This is a genomic window from Halioxenophilus sp. WMMB6, assembly GCF_033283405.1.
Classification (GTDB): Bacteria; Pseudomonadota; Gammaproteobacteria; order Pseudomonadales; family Cellvibrionaceae; genus Halioxenophilus.
Window position 1 is genome coordinate 503,409 of record NZ_JAWMQR010000001.1, and the last position, 18,654, is coordinate 522,062.

General features: G+C 49.6%; 19 protein-coding genes and 1 pseudogene. 8 read left to right on the forward strand and 12 right to left on the reverse strand.

The window, feature by feature from the left end; genetic code table 11:
* Positions 1-363 precede the first annotated feature (363 nt).
* The 4 genes from SBL51_RS02160 to SBL51_RS02175 all read left to right on the forward strand — a co-directional run bounded on the left by SBL51_RS02160 (position 364) and on the right by SBL51_RS02175 (position 3,838).
* Positions 364-1,335, forward strand: coding sequence for a helix-turn-helix domain-containing protein (locus SBL51_RS02160; protein ID WP_317928827.1), 972 nt, complete (start codon positions 364-366; stop codon positions 1,333-1,335).
* Between the two features lie 172 nt (positions 1,336-1,507).
* The gene (gene yajC / locus SBL51_RS02165; protein ID WP_317928828.1) at positions 1,508-1,843 is read left to right on the forward strand and encodes a preprotein translocase subunit YajC; all 336 of its coding nucleotides are present in this window, start codon (positions 1,508-1,510) and stop codon (positions 1,841-1,843) included.
* 59 nt (positions 1,844-1,902) lie between these two features.
* Positions 1,903-2,904 carry a D-cysteine desulfhydrase family protein gene (locus tag SBL51_RS02170; protein WP_317928829.1) on the forward strand — a complete coding sequence of 334 codons (1,002 nt, stop codon included), beginning with the start codon at positions 1,903-1,905 and terminating at the stop codon, positions 2,902-2,904.
* Between the two features lie 37 nt (positions 2,905-2,941).
* Positions 2,942-3,838 carry a 5'-nucleotidase gene (locus tag SBL51_RS02175; RefSeq protein ID WP_317928830.1) on the forward strand — a complete coding sequence of 299 codons (897 nt, stop codon included), beginning with the start codon at positions 2,942-2,944 and terminating at the stop codon, positions 3,836-3,838.
* 50 nt (positions 3,839-3,888) lie between these two features.
* On the opposite strand, the gene SBL51_RS02180 is transcribed toward SBL51_RS02175, so the two are convergent.
* Positions 3,889-4,671 (reverse strand): sulfite exporter TauE/SafE family protein, encoded by a 783-nt coding sequence (locus SBL51_RS02180; protein ID WP_317928832.1) that lies wholly within the window; start codon positions 4,669-4,671, stop codon positions 3,889-3,891.
* A gap of 166 nt (positions 4,672-4,837) precedes the next feature.
* On the opposite strand from SBL51_RS02180, the gene cysB reads away from it, so the two are divergent.
* Positions 4,838-5,812 carry an HTH-type transcriptional regulator CysB gene (gene cysB / locus SBL51_RS02185; protein ID WP_317928834.1) on the forward strand — a complete coding sequence of 325 codons (975 nt, stop codon included), beginning with the start codon at positions 4,838-4,840 and terminating at the stop codon, positions 5,810-5,812.
* A gap of 97 nt (positions 5,813-5,909) precedes the next feature.
* Here the strand turns inward: cysB and SBL51_RS02190 are convergent, their stop codons facing one another.
* Complete coding sequence (locus SBL51_RS02190; protein WP_317928835.1) at positions 5,910-6,128, reverse strand: hypothetical protein; 219 nt, start codon at positions 6,126-6,128, stop codon at positions 5,910-5,912.
* Between the two features lie 87 nt (positions 6,129-6,215).
* Positions 6,216-7,547: an aminodeoxychorismate synthase component I gene (pabB, locus tag SBL51_RS02195; RefSeq protein ID WP_317928837.1), complete on the reverse strand. Its 1,332-nt coding sequence runs from the start codon at positions 7,545-7,547 to the stop codon at positions 6,216-6,218.
* A gap of 166 nt (positions 7,548-7,713) precedes the next feature.
* Here pabB and SBL51_RS02200 point away from each other — a divergent pair, with 166 nt between their 5' ends.
* On the forward strand, positions 7,714-8,016 hold the full coding sequence (locus SBL51_RS02200; RefSeq protein WP_317928838.1) for a Rieske (2Fe-2S) protein: 303 nt from the start codon (positions 7,714-7,716) through the stop codon (positions 8,014-8,016).
* A 34-nt stretch (positions 8,017-8,050) separates the two neighbouring features.
* Here SBL51_RS02200 and SBL51_RS02205 read toward each other — a convergent pair whose 3' ends face one another.
* From SBL51_RS02205 to cspD, 8 genes and pseudogenes are all read right to left on the reverse strand, one after another.
* Entirely contained in the window at positions 8,051-9,025 is a 975-nt protein-coding gene (locus SBL51_RS02205) for a GNAT family N-acetyltransferase (protein ID WP_317928839.1), read from the reverse strand.
* A gap of 12 nt (positions 9,026-9,037) precedes the next feature.
* Positions 9,038-10,204, reverse strand: coding sequence for a cupin domain-containing protein (locus SBL51_RS02210; protein ID WP_317928840.1), 1,167 nt, complete (start codon positions 10,202-10,204; stop codon positions 9,038-9,040).
* Position 10,205: 1 nt separating this feature from the next.
* Positions 10,206-11,570, reverse strand: coding sequence for an adenylosuccinate lyase (gene purB / locus SBL51_RS02215; RefSeq protein ID WP_317928841.1), 1,365 nt, complete (start codon positions 11,568-11,570; stop codon positions 10,206-10,208).
* A gap of 99 nt (positions 11,571-11,669) precedes the next feature.
* Entirely contained in the window at positions 11,670-12,308 is a 639-nt protein-coding gene (gene hflD, locus SBL51_RS02220) for a high frequency lysogenization protein HflD (protein ID WP_317928842.1), read from the reverse strand.
* The gene (gene mnmA / locus SBL51_RS02225; RefSeq protein ID WP_317928844.1) at positions 12,305-13,474 is read right to left on the reverse strand and encodes a tRNA 2-thiouridine(34) synthase MnmA; all 1,170 of its coding nucleotides are present in this window, start codon (positions 13,472-13,474) and stop codon (positions 12,305-12,307) included. The genes hflD and mnmA overlap by 4 nt, the downstream gene beginning before the upstream one ends.
* A gap of 46 nt (positions 13,475-13,520) precedes the next feature.
* Positions 13,521-13,970, reverse strand: a complete 450-nt coding sequence (locus tag SBL51_RS02230; protein ID WP_317928846.1) for an NUDIX hydrolase — start codon at positions 13,968-13,970, stop codon at positions 13,521-13,523.
* A complete protein-coding gene (locus tag SBL51_RS02235) occupies positions 13,967-14,587 on the reverse strand; it encodes a pseudouridine synthase (protein ID WP_317928848.1) in 621 nt (206 codons plus the stop codon). The genes SBL51_RS02230 and SBL51_RS02235 overlap by 4 nt, the downstream gene beginning before the upstream one ends.
* 341 nt (positions 14,588-14,928) lie before the next feature.
* Positions 14,929-15,126: pseudogene (cspD, locus tag SBL51_RS02240) on the reverse strand (cold shock domain-containing protein CspD); the annotation flags it as partial.
* A gap of 323 nt (positions 15,127-15,449) precedes the next feature.
* Here cspD and clpS point away from each other — a divergent pair.
* Together clpS and clpA are read left to right on the forward strand one after the other, a co-directional pair.
* The gene (gene clpS, locus SBL51_RS02245; protein ID WP_317928850.1) at positions 15,450-15,791 is read left to right on the forward strand and encodes an ATP-dependent Clp protease adapter ClpS; all 342 of its coding nucleotides are present in this window, start codon (positions 15,450-15,452) and stop codon (positions 15,789-15,791) included.
* A gap of 29 nt (positions 15,792-15,820) precedes the next feature.
* A complete protein-coding gene (clpA, locus tag SBL51_RS02250) occupies positions 15,821-18,097 on the forward strand; it encodes an ATP-dependent Clp protease ATP-binding subunit ClpA (protein WP_317928852.1) in 2,277 nt (758 codons plus the stop codon).
* Between the two features lie 246 nt (positions 18,098-18,343).
* Here clpA and infA read toward each other — a convergent pair whose 3' ends face one another.
* Positions 18,344-18,562 carry a translation initiation factor IF-1 gene (gene infA, locus SBL51_RS02255; RefSeq protein ID WP_317929931.1) on the reverse strand — a complete coding sequence of 73 codons (219 nt, stop codon included), beginning with the start codon at positions 18,560-18,562 and terminating at the stop codon, positions 18,344-18,346.
* Positions 18,563-18,654 lie beyond the last annotated feature (92 nt).

Consider the following 18,654-nt stretch of genomic DNA (forward strand, 5'->3'; position numbering starts at 1 on the left):
GTCATAACCTGCTTGCAGATGCCAAACAGAGGCGCCTTAAGTTAGTAAAAAAATCTAATATTATGTTCTTTTGTAATAAGAGTATTCTAATTTGATCTTTTTATTGAATTAATTGTTTCGCTTGTGGAAATTTCAGATATCTGCCAGCCAGTCTCATGTTAGACGGTTTTAAAACGTAAACCTCATCGTATATTTCGGATTTGTTGGCGTAAAGGTTTACATGCTGTCGTTTTATATGCTGGTCATGGGGCGTTAATAACACTAGTTTGTACATACTTTAGGTGAAAGTCATTTAACACGGTGTAGGACCATAAACCACGAAGTTTGAACTTTTTATTCATTGCGTGGTTCAGGAGCGTTTCGTTGAGTACATTAGCCCAGCAAAAGCAACTACCAGATCCAGTAGTTGAATTGTCTAAATACAATTTTGAAAATTTAGTCGATCGGCTGCGTTTCTTTAATGAAGTTCTAACTGCATCTTCAGGCAATCTCCGTTCTGTGTTACGTAATTATGTTAGTGCGGGTTGCAAGATGTTTAAGTGCGACTCTGGGTTTGTTGGTCAACGTATCGGCGGAGTCGTTAGGATCGTTGTTAGTGATTCTGTCCTCGACTCCATTTTTGATGGCCAGTTGGTACAAGTAACTGAGCCACTAGTGTCAAATGTACTAGCGGAATCTACGCAGTATGTATCAGAAAATGTGACTGGAGCTGCTTTTCGACCTATTAACATTCCCTATAATGGAAGGGTCGTTCAAAATGTATTAGCTATGCCACTGAGAGTTTATGGCGAAGTATTTGGGCTGGTATGTTTTTTTTCCACATCCAACATTCCTCGTAATTACTCAACCGAAGACCGTGAGTCCATCGAATTGATGGCAAAAGGAGTAGCCAAAATGATAGAGTTGCAATCCGCCTATAAAGATCAGAAAACTGAAAAGCAGGACTACGCTACTCCCGGCGTTAAACATTTCGACGATTATTTGCTGCAGGCAAGGTTGCCTGAGGTCTATGGTGTAGCAGGTAAAGTAGTTGAGGTGTTGAAGAAGCGAGTAGGGCAGCTTCCATTAGGTATTGGCGATATCGCTTCAGAATTAAGCCTCTCAAAGAGAACTTTGCAACGACGCTTACAACAGCAGGATTTAAGTTATGCGGAAATTCGTGACAAGGTTCGATTCCACTATTCTATCGATTACCTGATAGAGCAAAATGCCAGTATCGATAGTATTTCTAGCGCGCTGGATTTTTCAGATAGAACCTCCTTTACCAACGCATTCAAGCGCTGGACAGGGCTCTCTCCCAGTGCTTTCAGAAAGCTGTTCAGAGATTATGCCTAACTCACCAAGGCGTCCTCACAGGCTAAAAGTTAGCGCTTTTGGCCTGTAGCCTCTCTCTTATCTCAGTTTGCGAGAAGACCCCAAAACCGTTACAGTAGCGGCCGAAAAAGGTGCACGCCCATCTAGCTTGATAGCCTCGGCGTGCTTGGTCAAAACTTAACGAGATGTTTGGATGAGCTTCCTGATTCCACAAGCTTTCGCACAAACCGGTGCGCCACAAGCTGAACCCACTTTCTTCCCATTGATCATGATCGGTGGTCTTTTTCTGTTCATGTATCTTTTTATAATTCGTCCGCAGCGCAAACGACAGAAAGAACATACCTCCCTCATCAGCGCGTTGAGTAAAGGTGATGAAGTTGTGATGACCAGTGGCCTACTTGCTAAAATCACTAAAGTTGATGAGGATTACATCAGCGTCGAGGCGGCTAATAATGTCGAGCTCCGTTTTCAGAAATCTGCTGTACATGCAGTTCTGCCCAAAGGCACAATTAAGAAAGTTTCGTCTTGAATTTGGTTCTGAGAAGGATGCCAGGTCGTATTGACTTGGTAATTCTTCAGGATTAAACGATGCTGCCTTTCCCCCCTCGTATCTCCCTCGCGCGCACACCAACCCCCTTTGAGAACCTCAATAGAGTAGGCCTGTGTAACAATGCCCCTCGGTTGTGGATTAAGAGAGATGACCTTACCGGCAGCGGACTCAGTGGAAATAAAGTCCGGAAACTGGAATATGTCATTGCTCAAGCATTGGCGGAAGGGTGTGACACGTTAATAACTTGCGGTGGATTACAATCCAACCATTGCCGGGCTACAGCCCTAGTCGGCGCCCAGTTAGGTCTCTCCGTACATTTAGTGCTGCGCGAGGAAGGCTCCGGCGAGCTAGACGGTAATCTGTTTCTAGATACTCTTGCCGGGGCATTGGTTGAGCGGATTCCTCGTAAAGAATACTTTACTTCCATTAACGAAATCCTTGATCAACGGCGTGAAGACTACGCCTCTCGCGGAAAAAAAGCCTATGTCATTCCCACAGGCGCCAGCGATGAAGTTGGAATTTGGGGGTATGCGCAATGCGCGCGTGAACTGGTGGAAGACTTCAAGCTGCACGATCTAAAGCGAACCGTAATCGCTTGTGCATCCGGTTCAGGTGGTACACAAGCTGGTCTGAGTTTGGGTGCGCACTATTTCTTACCCGGTACAAAGGTCATTGGATATGCTGTTTGCGATGACAGCGAGTATTTCAATAACAAGGTAAGAGAGGATATCACCCGTTGTTGTACCCGCTATGGTATCGAGCTGGAGGTGAGCAATTTGGCAATCGAGACTCGGGATCATGCTATAGGTCCTGGCTACGCCAAGGGCTACCCTAGTTTGTTCGAGTGTATCATCAATACCGCTCGCCAAAGTGGATTACTCCTGGATCCTGTATACACAGGCAAGGGTTTCCATGGCTTATTGAAGGATATAGAGGCTGGGTTGTACGCTGATGTGGATGATCTGGTTTTTGTCCATACAGGGGGTATTTTTGGTACCTTTGCTTTCAAAGAGCAATTCGGTTTCGAGCCAAAAGACTAGCAATTTCTACCCTTACTAACGGTCAGATGCTTTCTCAATGAACGATATACAGAGCAACAAACTGGTCATTGCCGTTTCATCCAGTGCCCTCTTTAATCTGGCATCTGAGCATGAGATCTATTTGACGCAAGGGATTGAGGCCTATACAGAATACCAAATAGCCCATGAGAACGATCCGCTTCAGCCGGGTGACGGGTTCGAGCTGGTCGCTAAGTTACTCAAAATTAACGATTTAAGTAGTAGTCATGGACGGGTTGAGGTAGTTCTTTTATCTCGTAACACGGCTGATACCGGCTTAAGAGTTTTTAATTCTATTGAGCACTGGGGTTTACCCATTACGCGCGCCGCTTTCTGCGGCGGCAATAGCCCTTACCGCTACATTAAAGCGTTTGGGTGTCACCTGTTCCTGTCCACCCGTGATGATGATGTACGCATGGCTCTAGAGGCTGGGGTGGCAGCGGCAACAATACTACCAGGCTCCTCTAAAAAGAGTGGTGATTCACTGCTTAGAGTGGCTTTCGACGGCGATGCGGTGGTTTTTTCTGATGAATCTGAACGTGTTTACAAAGAGAGTGGCCTGCAAGGCTTCAGTGATAATGAGGTTGCTCAAGCGAATTTGCCGCTGAAACAGGGCCCATTTTCTGAATTTCTTTTGGCACTTCACAAATTGCAGGGTGAATTCCCGAATGATTGTCCAATCCGGACGGCACTGGTAACTGCCCGGTCAGCTCCAGCCCACAAGCGTGTAATCAATACACTACGCCTTTGGGGAGTAAGACTGGATGAATGCTTGTTTCTTGGCGGGATGTCTAAGGCTCAATTTCTTAAGGCCTATGGAGCTGATATCTTTTTCGATGACCAGATGAGCCATTGTGATCTTGCCAAAGAGCATGTCGCAACTGGGCATGTTCCCCACGGTATTGCCAACCATTAAATTCAGCCCCTAGCTACCATTGGCTTTTAACTGAAAAGTGCTTTAGGTGGTTAAAAGAACGCAAATTTTACTCCCAGCCCCATTAAGATGGTTGCCAGAACAGGTTGTAAAACCTTGTTGGGAAGCCGCGCGCCTATTTTGGTGCCTACGTGAATAGCGGGTAGAGAGCCGATTAACAAGCTACCCAAAAGTATAAAATCGACATTGCCCAATAAGATCAAATGGCCTAAGCCTGCGATCAGTGTAAGCGGTACCGCGTGTGAGATGTCTGTGCCGACCACCTGTACAGCGGGCAACTTGGGGTAGAGTACAAGTAGGAGTGCGGCACAGAAAGCGCCCGCGCCGACAGAAGATAGGGTAACAAAGACTCCGAGCAAAAAGCCGGCAATGACTGTTATGAGCGATGAATTGCGGTGCACCCATCGCAGGTTTTTCTGATCATCTTCTGTGGGTTTGGATAATCGCGATTTAAACAGCAGAACCGCTGAAGTCAGGATCAACATAATGCCCAAGCTGGTGGTAAGCAGCGGCTCATACTGCTTGGCATCGGCAAAAACGGAATCGAGCAGTGTGGCAGTCATCAGTGACGCGGGGATACTACCTGCGGCTAATAAGCCGACCAGGCGCCAGCGGACTGTACCCTGGCGACGATGAGCCCAGGCACCGCTGGCTTTTGTGACGCTGGCATAGAGGAGGTCTGTTCCAATTGCGACATTGAAGGGGAAGCCGAACAGAAGCAGAATCGGTGTCATTAGCGAACCGCCACCAACCCCGGTTATGCCTACCGCTAGACCCACAGCGGCGCCGGCCAAAATAAACAGCAATATTTCCATGTAGTGTGGCCGTCCGCTCCAGAGATAAACTTAATTGAATAAAGTTTAAAAAACTGTGTAATTAGCACTGGCAAATATATCGTTTAATAACTATTCTGGAAAAGAATATTTGTTTATATTTTTATAATCATAAGAACAACATTTTATCCGCCATCTGGGAGGGTTTATGAAACTGCAACAGCTGCGTTACATATGGGAAGTGGCACACCATGACCTGAATGTTTCGGCGACCGCGCAAAGTTTGTATACAAGTCAACCAGGTATTAGTAAACAAATCCGCTTGCTAGAGGACGAACTGGGGGTCGAAATTTTTTCGCGGAGCGGAAAGCATTTGACTCGTATTACGCCGGCGGGAGAAGCGATACTCAAAACCGCAGGTGAGATCCTGCGCAAAGTCGAAGGAATTAAGCAGGTCGCTCAGGAGTTCAGTAACGAGCGCAAAGGTAGCCTCTCTATAGCGACAACCCACACTCAGGCACGTTACGCACTGCCTAAAGTCATTAAAGAATTCATACAGCAGTATCCTGAAGTCGCTTTGCACATGCACCAAGGTACGCCCATGCAGATTTCAGAGATGGCTGCTGACGGTACCGTCGATTTTGCTATAGCTACCGAGGCTTTGGAGCTGTTCAGTGATTTGGTGATGATGCCTTGTTACCAATGGAACCGCAGCATTGTGGTCCCTAAGAATCACCCTCTGGCGCAGGTCTCTAATCTCACCCTGGAAGATGTTGCCAAGCACCCGATAGTTACATACGTGTTTGGCTTTACCGGGCGGTCAAAGCTAGACGAAGCCTTTATTGATAAGGGGTTGGCCCCTAAGGTGGTCTTCACCGCAGCTGATGCCGATGTCATTAAAACCTATGTGCGACTAGGGTTGGGAATCGGAATCATAGCTTCTATGGCCTATGATCCAGAGGCCGATGCCGATTTGGTAAGGTTGGATGGCCGCCATCTGTTCCAGCCAAGCACCACTAAAATCGGTTTTAGGAGGGGTACATTCCTGCGTGGGTTTATGTTCGATTTTATCGAGCTGTTCGCGCCTCATTTGACGCGTGAAGTCGTTGAAGAGGCCTTCAGCCGACAGTCTAGGGCAGAGCTGGACGAACTCTTCCACAATATGGAACTTCCTTACTACTGATCTGGAACCTGCCAGGCGCACCTTTTTCCAAGGGGAGTGGTTCTTCCAAGGGGAGTGGTTCGCCTGCAGGAGGACGCTGTAGTTTAAGCCCTGGAGTCTAGCTACGTAGTGGCTCCAATACCTCCTTCGCGAATTTAATGTAGATGGTGTGGACTTCTGGTTCTTTATCTTCATGGTAAACCACGAAGAAGGGCGCCCGCTCAACCTTAAGCTCCTTGGCGACTATCATTCCCGGGCTATTGCTATCGCGCTCATCGGCAACCAGTACTTCATCTAGGTATTTATCCAGGCCGGATGACTCCAATTTAGCGAGCACCTCTCCGCATTTCTTACACGGTGATCCATCCGCTAAAATCTTTTTTACCATTACTATTTTCACAAGTTAGATCTCTGTAATTTTCATTTACTTCGATGTAGAAGGGCTGCCATCGAACTGGGTTAAGCCTTCCAATATTGTGTTGATCTTACCGATTGCTTCGCGGTATTCCAATTCACCTTCGGAGTCGGCAACAATACCGCCTCCACTCCAGCAGACGAGTTGATCATCACAGCAGGCGATGGTTCTTATCGCAATATTGGTGTCCATACGGCCATTTGAAGAGAGATAGCCGACGCTACCACAGTAAACTCCGCGCCGATAGGGTTCGATATCCTCGATTATCTGCATAGCCCGCTTCTTGGGCGCACCCGTTATGCTGCCACCCGGCCAGGCATCAGCAAGGACTTTGGTCGCCGGAGTGTCGTTGGAAATCTCACAAGCAATAGTACTAACCAGATGGTGGACGTTAGCAAAGCTCTGTAATTCAAAGAGCTTTTTAACCTTAACACTACCCTGCAGTGCGTTTTTACTGAGATCGTTACGCAGCAGGTCGACGATCATTAAATTTTCAGCTTTATCTTTCGCACTTTGCCGCAACAGTGCGGCGTTATTCTGGTCCTGCTCTCGGTTTTCTCCCCGAGGCAGCGTGCCTTTAATGGGGGCGGTTACTACCTGATTGGATGACTTCAGGATAAATCGCTCGGGAGAGAAGGAGAGAATTTGATCCCGTCCAAAACGCAGAAAGGCACTGAATGGACTGGGCAGTCGGCTGCGAAGAGATTCATAAGCCGGGTAGGAATCACCAGAGAACTGGCCGAGGTTCGGCATGGTGTAATTGACTTGGTAGCAGTCGCCTAGATGAATATGGTTGATTACTCTGTTGAACCCTAACTGGTACTCCGGTTGGCTAACCACGGGGTTTAGTTTGGTCAGTTGGAACGCTGGAAGTTTACCAGTGGAGCTGCTTTCACCCGAGCTTTGGATTCGCTGCAAAATCTCCAGAGCGCCCTTGCTGATTTGATCATCCTGCCAGTAGTAGAAAGTCGAGCTTTTTTGCTCGTGATCGATAACCAGAGAATGGTAATAAACACCCCAGATAAAATCGGGGTTATCGAGCAGTTTGGGCTTCTGGCTCTCCTGATTATTGGCTTCGTAAGTGAAGTATCCAAGCAGGCCTATGGCGAAAGGTGTTTCCCCTGCGTCTACGCAGGGAAGTCTGGCTCGTGCCGCCTCCACATATTCGAATGGCGTCATGTGGCCCGGTTTCTGCTCCGCTGTAAGAATCTCAGAGGGCAGGGCCGAGAGTATATCGTAGCGGCCCATTTTGCAGCCGGGGCGGCCGCTATCAATCCAGGCGGCTCCGGGTAGATGGGCTATTGTACGAAAAAGGGGGCTGGGGTCCTCTTCGTAGGGCATGGGCACTGCTTTTAACAATTCGTACACTCGGAGTTAAAAGCGTGATTATAATGATTCCCAACTCTGGTGCCAGATTAGTTGTTTCGCTTCAGGCGAGCTTGGTTATCGTTTGTGCCAACTTCAGCCTCAACTCCTTCAGGACAGCTGCTTATATTAGGGAATAGATATGGCTTTCCATTCGTTAGAGAAATTACATCGAATCCATGAGGGTTTTTTTCAGACCTACCGCATCGATAGCCTGGATATATTTCTGGTGCAATACAACGGCAAGTTGTATGGCTATAAAAATTACTGCCCACATCAGGGCGCCCCAATGACCTACGGCACGATTATTGGTGGAGCTATTCGTTGCCCATTACATGGTATTGAGTATCGGCTTGACGATGGCGAACCGGCCAATGGTAACACTAAACCGTTGGAGCCCATTCAGCTGATCTACGAAGGGAATTCGGTGGGTATTGAGGTGTAAGCCCTTTAGTCGGTAGAAAGCAGGGGCGGGCTAGTTATAGTTTTATCTCGCGCAGGTATGGGTTGCTCCAAGTCTGGTGTTCCCACACCAGAAAGAACTGTTCACGTTCAATCTGCATCTGTTGCGCGTTCAGGCGCCTTGTTTCGCAGTGATCCGGCAAGCGCTCATCCCCCAGTGCCCTGGTGGTGTAGCTGCTGTTGTTGCTTATCATCTTGAACTCTGGGAACTCCGCGGCTTCGTCCGCGGCACAACGCAGCTGCAATTTGCTGGGTAGTTTATGGGCGAGTGCAATGAGTTGGGTTAGGATACTCAGATCTGGTTGCCGTTCATCGAAGACAATAAATACCCGCGCCATATTGCTATTAAGTAGTTGTTCTTTGAGTACTTCAACACGACTGCCGGATGCCAACCAGTGGTTGAGTGATTCTGGGCAGAGTATCAGTAGATCCCGCGGGTTTTCGGATGCAAGTTCGGCAAACTTTGCGTCGCAGTCGTAGCTGAGTGAGGTAAGTGATCTCTGCGAATAGGCGTGTTTCTCTGCATCGCTGGTGGTATGGTCATTGGGTGCTAAAAATGATGCTAGAGCAAAATGCATCTTTTTATGGGGGATATTGGCATCCAGGAACTCTTCTCCGGTTGCCAGAAACCCAAGCCGCTCGTAAAACGGGATAACCGTGACTTGAGCATCTAGGTGGGGTGTTTGTTGTCGGGCGGTAACGGCTTCAATGCAAAATTGCATCAACCTTGCACCCAGTCCGAACTGCCGAAACGGTTGAAGAATTGCCACTCGGCCAATCTTCCCCTCGGCTGAAATGCGGGCACAGCCAACGGCAGCCTGTTCCGAGCCGACCCGACACAGAACCTGTTGGTATTGCTCGTCCCTGCCGTCAATCTCTTCCTCTTCGCTGACCCCCTGCTCCTCAATAAACACGGCCCGGCGTATCGCAAGCAGCGCATTCTGTTCGGCCTGCCAGTCGACAAATTCGATAGTTACCGGTTCAATAATCAAGTCTGATGCCTCCTATTGGCCCTCTTCGACATCGGTAAGAAGGGTTAGTGCAAGTAACTCCGCAACCACACGTTGATCAGACTCTGTTAGCAGCTGCGCGCAGATGGCATCGCCGGCGACCTCCGCCTGGCTGCAGAGCAAATGGGCTAAAGGCGTGGATACCTGCCACTGCCTGCCATCCACGAAGAGATGAGTATAGCCCTCGGCATCGATATAGGCCCAGCGGGTATCCAGTGTCTTGATAAGCTGACGGGCGACAAGCTCTGCCAGAAGGTCGTCAATCTCTGGGGGAGTGAGCGCCGGCGGCTCGTCATCATCCGGGCCGGCGTATTTGTTGCGCGTCATCTCCTGGCCAAACCACAGCTCAAATTGGCTTCGATCATTGGCCAGTTGCAGCAGCCAACTTTGGAAGTGATCAAGTTCCCGTTGGGTGATCTCTCCGATGTTGAGATTAAGTTGAATATCCTGATCACAGAAGCGTTGATCTGCGCCTGGTTTTTGGCTTAAAAAATCGACGAAGCTGGAGAGCGACTCACGAATGCTAGGGGCTCGAAAGCCGATCGAATAGGTGATGCAGTCACCCTCGGCTACACCAAAGTGGGCATAGCCTGGGGGCAGGTAGAGCAGGTCTCCGGTCTCAAGCAACCACTCCTGCTGTGCCTTAAAGTCACTTAGTATCGAGAGCGGGGTATCCGACAGGTGAGGGGACTGATCGTTGTAATCCGGGCTGATCTGCCAGCGTCGTGTGCCTTCGCCTTGAATCAGAAAAACATCGTACTGGTCTAAATGGGGGCCAACACTGCCTTGATCAGCGGCGTAGCTGATCATAATGTCATCCAGCCGCCAATTGGGTAAAAAATTAAACTGGCTTAAAAGCTTATGCACGTGCCAATCCAGTTGATCAACCGCCTGTACTAGCAGAGTCCACCCCTTTTCGGGGAGCTTAGCAAAACGTTTATCGCTGAATGGGCCATGTTCTAACTGCCAGGAGCCTCTGTTATCGGTAATCAGCCTCGATTCGACATCATCTTCCAAGGCAAAGCCGGCGAGCTGATCACCAGTGATGGCTAAGGCTTCAGGGGGGAGGGCCCCCCGAACAAGTAAGGGTTTCTTCTGCCAGTACTCCTTTAGAAAGGTTGCAACAGGCAGATCACCCAGTACCCTCAGTGGTGAGGACACGTTAAACGTCTAACGCCTGCTGTACCGCGTTGCCTATGTAGCTATGTGGTGTCAGCTCCAACAGTTCAGCCTTGGCTGCTTCCGGTATATTCAATCCGCTGATGAAGGTACTTAGGGTCGTTTTATTGATGGACTGGCCCCGGGTAAGATCCTTCAGCTTCTCATAGGCCTGGGGAACCTGATAGCGGCGCATTACCGTTTGGATGGGTTCTGCCAGCACTTCCCAGCTTAATTCCAAATCTTCAGCCAGTCTGTTGCGGTTGATTTCCAGCTTGCCAAGCCCTTTCAGTACGGATTCATAGGCAATCAATGAGTAGGCCATGCCCACACCCATGTTGCGCAATACGGTGGAGTCGGTGAGGTCGCGCTGCCAGCGTGAGATAGGCAACTTGGCGCCCAGGTGCTGCATAACGGCATTAGCGAGCCCCAGGTTGCCCTCGGAGTTTTCGAAATCGATGGGGTTAACCTTATGCGGCATGGTTGAAGAGCCAATCTCTCCGGCTATCGCCTTCTGTTTGAAGTAGCCTAGCGAGATATAGCCCCAAACATCCCGGTTGAAATCGATCAGGATGGTATTGAAGCGCGCCACCACATCAAACAGCTCGGCGATATAGTCGTGGGGTTCAATTTGGGTGGTGTAGGGGTTCCACTGCAGGCCCAAACCTTCAACAAATTGTTTGGCATTCAGCTGCCAATCGACATCCGGGTAGGCGCTTAAATGGGCGTTATAGTTACCGACGGCACCGTTGATCTTGCCTAAAATCTCTATTGACTGCAGCTGCTGCAACTGGCGTTTCAAGCGGGCGACCACATTGGCGAACTCTTTACCGACGGTGGTAGGAGAGGCGGTCTGGCCGTGGGTGCGCGACAGCATGGAGTCTTGGGCGTAGTTATGTGCCAGGTCCGCCAGGGCATTGATAATTTTGCTCCAGTATTGGACGGTAATCTCACGACCCTGACCCAGCATGAGGCCATGGGAGAGGTTGTTGATGTCTTCAGAGGTACAGGCAAAGTGGACAAACTCAGCCACGGCGTTAAGTTCCGGCTGCCCGGCGATACGCTCTTTGATGAAGTATTCAACTGCTTTCACATCGTGGTTGGTGGTGCGTTCAATCTCTTTGATGCGTTCGGCATCGGCCACACTGAACTCGCTGGCTACCCTCTCCAATAGCTCATTTGCCTCGTTTGAGAAGGGGGGGACTTCGCTGATCGCAGGGTGTTGCGCCAAGGTTTGCAGCCAGCGTATTTCGACTAAAACCCGGCTACGGATAAGCCCATATTCACTAAATACCGCTCGCAAAGAGTCGGTTTTACTGGCATAGCGGCCATCAATAGGGGAGACGGCAGTTAGAGTGGTTAAGTCCATGGCTGGGGTACCTTCGGCAACGGAGTCGGATTTCAGAGGGCCGGCATCATACAGGAAAACTGGGTTAAAGCCGAGTTGCCTAGCCGCCAATACCCGGGTTTACAGCTTGTATTGATTATCGATCTCGCGATAGAGCTGTTCAGCGCAGGCTTGAAGCTTTTTCTTTTGCCAGAGCAGCTTCACACGGGAGCCGCCAACCTGTCGCCAGAGAATGGTGGATCGAATGCCGGCGAGCAGCAGCGCACGGATCTGATTGGCAATGCGTGGCTGTTGCAACTGATTGAAACCCCCACGGACCTGTATACGAAATGGATAGGTGCTCAAGGTATCTGAATAGATGCCAGCAAGGTTGGCAATCACGTTTTCGTGACAGATATCAAAGTGATCCAGCTGCTGTTGGCATTGACTAAGACGTTTGCTTATAACCGCCAACATGGCGGGGTTGCGGCTGAGCTTTTTCTGAAGGTGGAGCAGGCTCAGGGCGTAGCGAAGGCCATCTGGGCTGGTTTTGCTGGAGTGACCTTGCAAGTATTCGATCACCACCTTCAAGCCGAGGGCCAGGTTGCTGGTATCGCCAAAGACCGCGAGCGTATCTTTTGGGTCAGTCACAAAAACCGAGGAGATGCAGGCTTTAAAGCTTTGTTTGTTGCAAGTGCCGGTTTTGGCCAGCGCTTCTACCAGGGCCACGGCCTGAAAAACACCCGCTAGTGCGAGTGTTTGATCGTAAATTTCACTCATCGAGCGGAAGACCTTAGGGCATCGCCGTTTGTTGATTCGCTGATATTAAAACCACGTTCAATGGTGGCTCCGCCAAGGCAGCGCTCACCCACATAGAACACCACGGCCTGGCCAGGGGTTACCGCTCGTTGCGGTTCGTCGAATACGACTTCCAATTCGCTTGCTGAATTATCATTGCCTAATGAATCAATGTTGGCTATGTTGACTGTCGCCCACTGGTCGGGCTGACGGTAGCGTGTTTTAACACAGCAACGAAATTCGGTTGTTTCAGGAAAGTTACTGTTGATCCACAGAATTTGGTTAGCCGAAAGGCACTCTTTGTATAAAAGAGGGTGAGCGGTACCCTGTACGACCACCAATTGATTACTCTCCAAACGTTTTTCCGCAACAAACCATGGTGCTTCTCCCGCCCCTTTCACTCCACCAATCCCCAGGCCCTGGCGTTGGCCAAGAGTGTGGTACATCAAGCCAGCGTGTTGACCTAAACAATGGCCATGTTCGTCGACGATATCGCCTGGTTGCGCGGGCAGGTACTGCTCCAAGAAATCCTTAAAACGCCGCTCGCCAATGAAACAGATGCCGGTGCTGTCTTTCTTATTGTGGGTGACCAGGCCATGCTCTTCGGCCAAGGCTCTCACTGCGGGCTTCTCCAACTCGCCAACGGGAAACAAGCTCTTAGCGAACTCGGTCTCGCCCACGGCGTGTAGAAAATAGCTCTGGTCTTTGTTGTTATCGAGGCCTTTCAGTAGATAGGTGTGGCCATCCTGATCTGCGCGGCGAACATAGTGCCCGGTGGCGATATAGTCGGCGCCCAGCATCTGAGCGTAGTCGAGAAAGACTTTGAACTTAATCTCCCGGTTGCAGAGGATGTCGGGATTGGGTGTGCGGCCAGCCTGATATTCGGCCAGAAAGTGCTCGAATACGTTATCCCAGTACTCAGCAGCGAAATTGGCGGTGTGCAGGCGAATACCCAGGCGATCACACACCGCTTGCGCGTCGGCTAAATCTGCTTTGGCGGTACAGTACTCTGTGCCATCATCCTCGTCCCAGTTTTTCATGAACAGGCCTTCTACCTGGTAGCCCTGTTGCAGCAGGAGTAGGGCACTGACTGAGGAATCTACACCGCCAGACATGCCGACAATGACTTTGGTTTTACGGTTGACCATAGCAGCTCTAAAGATTGGAATGTTCAATGTTATCCGGAGTGCGATTCTAACGTTGGTGAGCGACCATAGCCAATGGATAGAGCTGTCCGGCCAGGTACTGATCAATGGTTGAGAGGATCATGGGGCTACGCAGTTGCTTGGCCAGCCCTGCTATTTCATCCCGTGTTAACCATAGTGCTCGTAAAATGCCGATATCGAGCGTGGCCCCAGGCACATGCTCTTTTGCTAATGCAACGAAGGTATGGCGAACAAAGGTTGTACCGGCAGGGGCTTGGTATAAGCACACCCCTAGGTAGTGTTCAGTGGTGGCCAGCCAACCGGTCTCTTCCAAAATTTCTCTCTCTACCGCTTCCGTCAAGCTCTCATCGGCTTCGAGATGGCCAGCGGGCTGGTTGTACATCACTTGCCCTTCAATTAGCTCCTCTACCATTAAAAAGCGGTTATCCCGCGCAATAACAGCGGCGACGGTGACATGGGGTGTAAAACGTTCTGTCATGGTTGTTTCGGCTTTTTTCGGGATGGGTTTCGGCGACTTTGGTTCGATTTGCGAGTTTGTGGTTTGGTTTGGGGTAGATGCACGGTTTCAAGCCGGTAATCACCAGGCTGCATCCCTTGCAGCTGCCACGGGCCGATAGCAACGCGCACAAGGCGTAAGGTTGGCAGGCCCACGGCGGCTGTCATGCGTCTCACCTGGCGGTTCTTGCCTTCGCTAATCGTGATTTCCAGCCAACTGGTGGGTATGCTCTGCCTGCTGCGCACCGGATTGGTGCGCAGCCAAAGTTCAGGCTCGTCAATTAGTTGAATCTTAGCTGGCAAGGTTTTGCCATCCTTCAGGAGAACACCGGCTCTTAAGAGGGCGCACTCATGCTCGGTTGCTGAGCCTTCCACCTGTACCCAGTAGGTTTTGGGTTGTTTGTGACGAGGGTGGCTCAATTGGTGTGCCAGTTGACCATCGTCAGTCAACAGCAAAAGTCCCTCTGAGTCGAGATCTAGCCGCCCGGCTGGGTAAAATCCAGGTTTGTCGATGTAGTCGCCCAGCGTTTTGCGGCCTTGGCCGTCTGTAAATTGCGACAAAACATCATATGGCTTATTAAAAAGTAGGATTTCAGACATTAAAGAACAGTTCAGCGGGGCACAAAACGAGGAAGACTGGGAAATTGGAGTATAACGATATTATGCGCGCCTAACGAGTGGAGCGCGCAAAGGTAGAGGGTGGTCAAACCCTAGCCAATAAACGGCGAAGGCCCGAAAACGCTGATTCTCGGGCTTGGCTCGAGGATTGTTAACTATCAATGGTTAGGCTTTCTAAGTCGGATTTCGCAGACGTAAATGAATATAGAGAGCCCACCGATTGATGGTTAGAATCTCTAGCTGACGCTTTCCGCCTGCTTTAAAACAGGTGGCGCTTCTTTTGCTAGAGCCTGTGGAGGCGCTGACTGTTGAGAGAGGCCAACGGGTGTTATCGCAATAGCGTGCAAACCTTTGTCGCCCTTAGCTACGTCAAATTCGACTTGCTGTCCGGCTTTTAAGGTTTTATAACCATCCATTGAGATCGCTGAGTAATGGGCAAATAGCTCGTCGCCACCGTCATCTGGAAGAATAAATCCGTAACCTTTGGCGTTATTGAACCACTTAACAGTACCTGTAGGCATAGCAGATTCCTTTTGGGTAATAAGCCTAATTTTTCATGTTGGCTTACATTGTTATTTTTGTATTGAACCCAATATTTTTATTGTTAAAAAATGCAGGTTGTTTCTTGAGTGGCCGGAAGCAGCGCTTAGTTATATTTTGGTACGCTTGACTGGCCAACCCTTATACTCGTACGAATAAACATCTGTTGTCAAGTTCATGACACGGATCTGTTTGTGATTGCGATTGAGGCGGTACTTAACGTAAGGTTAGAATCAGGCGACGTATTTTGTGGCTCTAAGGAAAAGGTATCGCGGGTAATATGAATTATCATCGACTAACATTAATGAGTAGTGACGCCGATGATTCTGAGGGAAATCGTGAGGGTGGCCTGGCAGTTGCAGAGCAAAAACCAAAGCTCAAGCGGCCGTCGATGTACAAGGTCATTATGCTCAACGATGACTACACTCCAATGGAGTTCGTAGTGGAAGTGCTAGAGCTGTTTTTCTCTATGCACCGGGAACAGGCTACCCAGATCATGCTCAAAGTGCATACAAACGGCAGTGCGGTGTGCGGTGTCTTTACTCGGGATATAGCGGAAACAAAAGCTGCGCAGGTCAACCAATACGCGCGAGATAACCAGCATCCATTGTTGTGTGAAATCGCTGCGGCGGAGGATGACGAGTAAATTTAGGTTGTTTCAGCGAGGTCGAATCAATGTTAAGCAAGGACTTAGAAGTTACCTTGAATCAAGCCTTCAAGGGAGCGCGGAATAAACGCCATGAGTTCATGACGGTCGAGCACCTCTTATTGGCATTGATAGATAACGAGGCAGCTGCAGTAGTGCTTCGTGCGTGCGGTGCAGATTTGACTAATCTACGCAAAGAACTGGTTGAATTTGTTGATTCGACTACCCCCCTTATCCCCGAATCCGACACAGAGCGGGAGACTCAGCCAACCCTGGGCTTTCAGCGTGTGCTTCAGCGGGCCGTGTTCCATGTGCAATCATCCGGTAGAAAAGAGGTTACTGGCGCTAATGTGTTGGTAGCAATCTTTAGCGAGCAGGAAAGTCAGGCCGTTTACTACCTCAAACAGCAGAATATCGCTCGAATTGACGTTGTTAATTACATCACCCATGGCATTTCAAAGGTGGCAGGGCAGAATGAGCACAGCAACGACCCCGCACAGGAGCAAAGTGAAGATGAAGGCCTTACCCCTTCAGAATCCGGAGCCAGCAACCCGCTCGACTCCTACGCCACCAATTTGAATGAGGAGGCAGCCGCAGGTCGCATCGATCCTTTAGTGGGTAGAGATGTTGAGCTTGAGCGTGTCGCTCAAGTGTTGGCTCGCCGCCGCAAAAACAACCCACTGCTGGTGGGTGAGTCGGGTGTGGGTAAAACCGCCATCGCCGAAGGCCTTGCCAAGCGTATTGTCGATGGTGATGTACCCGATGTATTACTCGATAGCGTTGTCTACTCCTTGGATCTTGGATCCCTTTTGGCGGGTACCAAGTATCGAGGAGACTTCGAAAAACGCTTCAAAGGGCTGCTGGCACAGTTGAAGAAGAGAGAGAAAGCCATCCTCTTTATTGATGAAATCCACACCATTATTGGTGCAGGTGCTGCGTCTGGTGGCGTTATGGATGCCTCCAATCTGCTCAAACCACTGCTGACATCGGGTGAAATCCGCTGCATAGGTTCCACTACATTCCAGGAATATCGAGGCATTTTCGATAAAGATCGGGCACTTTCCCGTCGATTCCAAAAAATTGATGTGAATGAGCCGAGCGTCGAAGACACCTATCAAATTCTAAAAGGACTGAAATCGCGTTTCGAAGAACACCACGCGTTGAAATACACAGATTCCGCATTGCGTGCGGCTTCTGAGCTGGCTTCGAAATATATTACCGACCGTTTCATGCCCGATAAGGCGATCGACGTCATCGATGAAGCAGGGGCGTACCAGCAGTTGTTGCCTCTGAATAAGCGCAGACGCCAGATCGGAACTGCCGACATTGAAAAGATTGTCGCTAAAATTGCTCGTATTCCGCCGAAAAGCGTTAGCAGTTCCGATAAAGAACAGCTTAAAAAGCTCGATGAGCAGCTGCGTATGACGGTATTTGGCCAGAACGATGCGATTGACGCATTGTCCACTGCCATCAAACTGTCTCGTGCTGGCTTGAGCTCCCCCGATAAACCAGTTGGCTCTTTCCTCTTTTCCGGTCCTACCGGTGTGGGTAAGACGGAGCTCTGTCGACAATTGGCCTCGGCATTAGGTATTGAGTTGCTCAGGTTCGATATGTCTGAATACATGGAACGTCACACCGTTTCACGCTTAATTGGTGCGCCTCCAGGTTATGTTGGCTTTGATCAGGGCGGCTTACTGACAGAAGCCGTTACCAAACACCCACATAGCGTCGTGTTGCTGGATGAGATTGAAAAGGCCCACCCAGAAGTATTCAACCTGCTATTGCAGGTAATGGACCACGGCACACTAACTGACAACAACGGCCGCAAAGCGGATTTCCGTAACGTCATCCTGATTATGACCACCAACGCGGGTGCCCACGAGATGAGCCGGGCCTCCATTGGCTTCTCTCACCAGGACCACACAACCGACGGTATGGAAGCGATTAAAAAGATGTTTACACCCGAATTTCGTAACCGTTTGGACGCAATCATTCAATTTACCTCTCTCAGTCTGGAAGTGGTCAAAACTGTGGTTGATAAATTCCTGGTTGAGCTGCAAACGCAATTGGACGAGAAGAAGGTGGTTCTCAACGTAACCGAAGAGGCTCGTACTTGGCTGGCTAATAACGGTTACGATGAGAAGATGGGCGCGCGACCAATGGCCCGTTTAATCAAAGAGAAACTGAAAAAGCCGTTGGCTGAAATGGTGCTCTTCGGCGAGTTGACCAATGGAGGCACTGTCGATGTTATGATAGAAAACGACGATATCGCCATTGAGTTAGAAGAGGAGTTAGTTTCTACCTGATATTGGCGTGTAGAGAGCAGAAGCGCATAAATTTTGGCAGGTTAGACGCCGGCTAAATGTAGGTAGCTGTGTTTAGGCTCTCTTTAGTTTAGCTTTGTCGATAGGGTAAGGCTAATTTATTACGCCGGCGCGGGCCGCTTAAGCAGTCTGTAACCTGCGGTCAAATCCTTAGCAAATAAAGCAAAAAGCCGCTTAGCAACTGTGCCAAGCGGCTTTTTTGTTAGATGCGTTTCGTTGGGGGGGGGCTTAACGAGCGCGATAGGTGATGCGTGCTTTGGAGAGATCGTAAGGGGTCATCTCAACTTTCACCTTATCGCCGGTGAGAATACGGATGTAGTTTTTCCGCATTTTGCCTGAAATATGCGCGGTAACTATATGGCCATTTTCCAACTTGACCCGGAAGGTGGTATTGGGCAGTGTATCAACGACTTCACCTTCCATCTCAATGTTGTCTTCTTTCGCCATCAAATAAATTCCTCAAATTCTCTACTTTTGCCAGCTAAAGTTTGGCCGGAGTTGTCTGAACGTGGCCCCATATTGGGTGTCATTTAAGGGTG